The sequence below is a fragment of the Microseira wollei NIES-4236 genome, from assembly GCF_020521235.1.
Lineage (GTDB): Bacteria > Cyanobacteriota > Cyanobacteriia > Cyanobacteriales > Aerosakkonemataceae > Microseira > Microseira wollei.
On sequence record NZ_BLAY01000372.1, the window covers coordinates 1 to 3,021 of the forward strand.

Consider the following 3,021-nt stretch of genomic DNA (forward strand, 5'->3'; position numbering starts at 1 on the left):
CTACTGGTGAAACATATCGATCGATGCGTCCCTACTGGTGAAACCTGTCGATCGATCGGGACACGGCATGAATTAGACTTTGGCTGGTGAAACAGATTGATCGATGCCGTGTCCCTACTGGTGAAACCTGTCCCTCGATGCCTTGTCCCTGCTGGTGAAACATATCGCTCGATGCCTTGTCCCTGCTGTAATTCAAGGTTTTGGTGCGATTCCCTTTTCTTCGAGACAGCGCTTAAACTCGACTTCAGCGACGGTTGGTGCGGGGTTGTCCGATACTTTTAATGTGCTGGGAAGCGTTGTCGAACCGGATCTATCTAATGGTTTATCTAAGTGAGCGGTAGTATCTTTATCGCCATTGGTTAAATATTTACTGCAATCGTCAACCGACTCGATGCGCTGTTTCGCGGCTTTGGCGATGCTGGAATCCTTCCCAGTCGGGTTAACCGTGGTATCTTTTGGAACGTAAGAACCTGCTGTAGCTGAGAAAGCAGGGAAACCCAATAGCCAAATTGTACCGACTAATAGAGCGATCGCAACGGTACGAATCATTCCTGGAAATTTTCTGTTGAGGTTCATCCCGCTTAAGTTCCTTCTGTTTGATCGGTTGTTTGCTCACTGCTGATATCTTAGTGAAGGCTAAGCGAGCGCAAATATTCCTTGAGGAGGAACATGCGTCGGAGATGGGCGATCTGCTTGAGTAAGAGTACTTAGAGGGAGAGCGATCGCCCGCAAAGAAACCGGGTTTCTAGGAAAGAAACCCGATTGCTCGCCTTTAACGGTTTTTGTAGGGTAAATACAACCTTAAAGTAGGGTTTTCTGACTGGTTGTTCAACGATGGGGGTAGGCAAAATTGAATTAATAGAACTTTGGGATGGCGAACAATGAACGCACAATCGGGACGATTTGAAGAACCAGTAACAACCGTAGTTGTAGACGCGACAACCGTTCAATCCGAAATTCCCGCAGAAGAAAAAGTGCGGGTAGAAGAATTTAAAGTTAACCGAGATACGTTAGTTACCTTCATCAAAAATCTGATTCGTAAAGGTAACATTCGTCGCATCGCGATTCTAAATAAACAAGGCGAAAGACTGATTGAAATTCCTCTCCCCGTAGCAGTTGTAGGTTTAGGTGCAAGTGCAGTAGTGTTTCCAGTCGCAGCAGTAGTAGCAACGATTGCTGTTTTGGTAACCAATCCTACCGTAGTAATTGAACGACAAGAATAACACCTTGTTGGCGCGAACAAATAGAACGGTAATTTTGCAGTAGGGACATGGCGCAATATGATGCGTGCCGTGTCCCTACTTTTTCGCTAATGGCTAATGGTTAATGGCTAATGGTTAATGGCTAATGGCTAATGGTTAATGGCTAATGGTTAATGGTTAGTGGCTAATGGTTAGTGGCTAATGGCTGGAAAAGTGGTATATTAGTAAGCTGCCGTAGCTTTCGCAATTAGCAATTAGCAATTAGCAATTAGCAATTAGCAAATCCAGGGTTGAATTTCATGTCAAAGCTTATTGAAACCAAAAAAAAGGGTAAATCGCTTCCGCCAAAGGCGATTATCAGCTTGGGAAAATTTATCTGGACAACGCTTTGGCAGCTCATGATGTCGCAAATGGCACCCCGCAATCAAGCAGGGGAGTACATTCGCCCGAATAGCTTTTTTCGCAAGTCGATCTCCAAAGCAGCTTCAAACCCCTACCAACCAGCCCCAGGACGCTATAAACTTTATGTGGGAATGGGTTGTCCTTGGGCGCATCGCACGCTGGTTGTGCGGGCGTTAAAAGGACTTTCTGATGCTATATCTGTCTCTATTGTTTCACCTTCCCCAGAAGAAGGCGGTTGGGTACTCAATCAACCAGAAGAAGGTTGTCGCAGTTTAGCTCAACTTTACCAACTCGCAGAACCCGGTTACACTGGACGCTCTACAGTGCCGGTATTATGGGATAACCAGACAAAGACGATTGTTAATAATGAAAGTTCAGAAATTATTGTCATCCTGAACGAACAATTTAATGAATTCGCCCTGCATCCTGAGTTGGATCTCTATCCAGAAGAACTGAGGGAAAAAATTGATGATTGGAACGAAAAGATTTATCACTCGGTTAATAACGGCGTGTATCGCTGCGGCTTTGCCCAAACGCAAGCAGCTTACAATAAAGCCTGGGATGAATTGTTCGCAACCTTAGATGAAATTGAAGCTGCACTAGAAACAAATCGATATCTTTGTGGGGAAAAGGTGACGCTGGCAGATGTGCGTTTGTTTACGACGTTGTTTCGGTTCGATATTGTTTATTACGGATTATTTAAGTGCAACCGCAAGCGAATTCAGGATTATCAGAATTTGGGAGCTTATCTGCGGGATTTGTATCAGCTTCCCGGCGTTGCCGATACTTGCGATTTAGATAGCATTAAGCGGGATTACTATGGCAATTTGTTTCCATTGAATCCAGGTGGGATTATTCCTTCTGGTCCCGATATAACAAACCTTTTAGAACCGCACAATCGCGAAACTGTTGGTCAAAACAAGTAGGGGCACGGCAAGCGAGGGTTTCGGTCAATCGGATTCCTGAAAAAATGTGGGTAACGACAAGTATCAACGATCTTGGTAGGGAACATCAATAACCTTTGCGCGAAACTCGAAGCTTTTTTGCCGCCGTGCCCCTACAATCAATGTTGATCAAATAGATGCTTTGCTCGAAACTCGAAGGTTTTCAGCCGCCTTGTCCCAAAAACCAATGTTGAGGGAAAAGATGCAACCCGAAACGATATGATATCAACGATCTTGGTAGGGAACATCAATAACCTTGGCGCTGAACGAGAAGCTTTTTTGCTGTTCCCTACAATCAATGTTGCTCGAAAAGATGCAATTGGAAACGATATGATATCAACGATCCTGGTAGGGAACATCAATAACCTTGGCGCTGAACGAGAAGCTTTTTTGCTGTTCCCTACAATCAATGTTGCTCGAAAAGATGCAATTGGAAACGATATGATATCAACGATCCTGGTAGGGAACATCAA

At 44.6% G+C, this 3,021-nt stretch carries 4 protein-coding genes; 3 read left to right on the plus strand and 1 reads right to left on the minus strand.

The annotated features are described in order from the left end of the window. Positions 1–192: 192 nt before the first annotated feature. Positions 193–576 carry a hypothetical protein gene (locus MiSe_RS48335; RefSeq protein ID WP_226594550.1) on the minus strand — a complete coding sequence of 128 codons (384 nt, stop codon included), beginning with the start codon at positions 574–576 and terminating at the stop codon, positions 193–195. Between the two features lie 305 nt (positions 577–881). On the opposite strand from MiSe_RS48335, the gene MiSe_RS48340 reads away from it, so the two are divergent. The 3 genes from MiSe_RS48340 to MiSe_RS48350 all read left to right on the plus strand — a co-directional run. Beyond that, positions 882–1,223 carry a DUF4342 domain-containing protein gene (locus MiSe_RS48340; protein WP_226594552.1) on the plus strand — a complete coding sequence of 114 codons (342 nt, stop codon included), beginning with the start codon at positions 882–884 and terminating at the stop codon, positions 1,221–1,223. Between the two features lie 278 nt (positions 1,224–1,501). Continuing rightward, complete coding sequence (locus MiSe_RS48345) at positions 1,502–2,530, plus strand: glutathione S-transferase family protein (RefSeq protein ID WP_226594555.1); 1,029 nt, start codon at positions 1,502–1,504, stop codon at positions 2,528–2,530. A gap of 237 nt (positions 2,531–2,767) precedes the next feature. After that, the coding region (locus MiSe_RS48350) for a hypothetical protein (protein ID WP_226594557.1) at positions 2,768–3,021 on the plus strand (254 nt) is incomplete at its 3' end.

What these genes read in the sequence shown, in the direction of transcription:
- MiSe_RS48335 (WP_226594550.1), bottom strand. Translation starts at nt 576, where the DNA reads ATGAACCTCAACAGAAAATTTCCAGGAATGATTCGTACCGTTGCGATC.
- MiSe_RS48340 (WP_226594552.1), top strand. Translation starts at nt 882, where the DNA reads ATGAACGCACAATCGGGACGATTTGAAGAACCAGTAACAACCGTAGTT.
- MiSe_RS48345 (WP_226594555.1), top strand. Translation starts at nt 1,502, where the DNA reads ATGTCAAAGCTTATTGAAACCAAAAAAAAGGGTAAATCGCTTCCGCCA.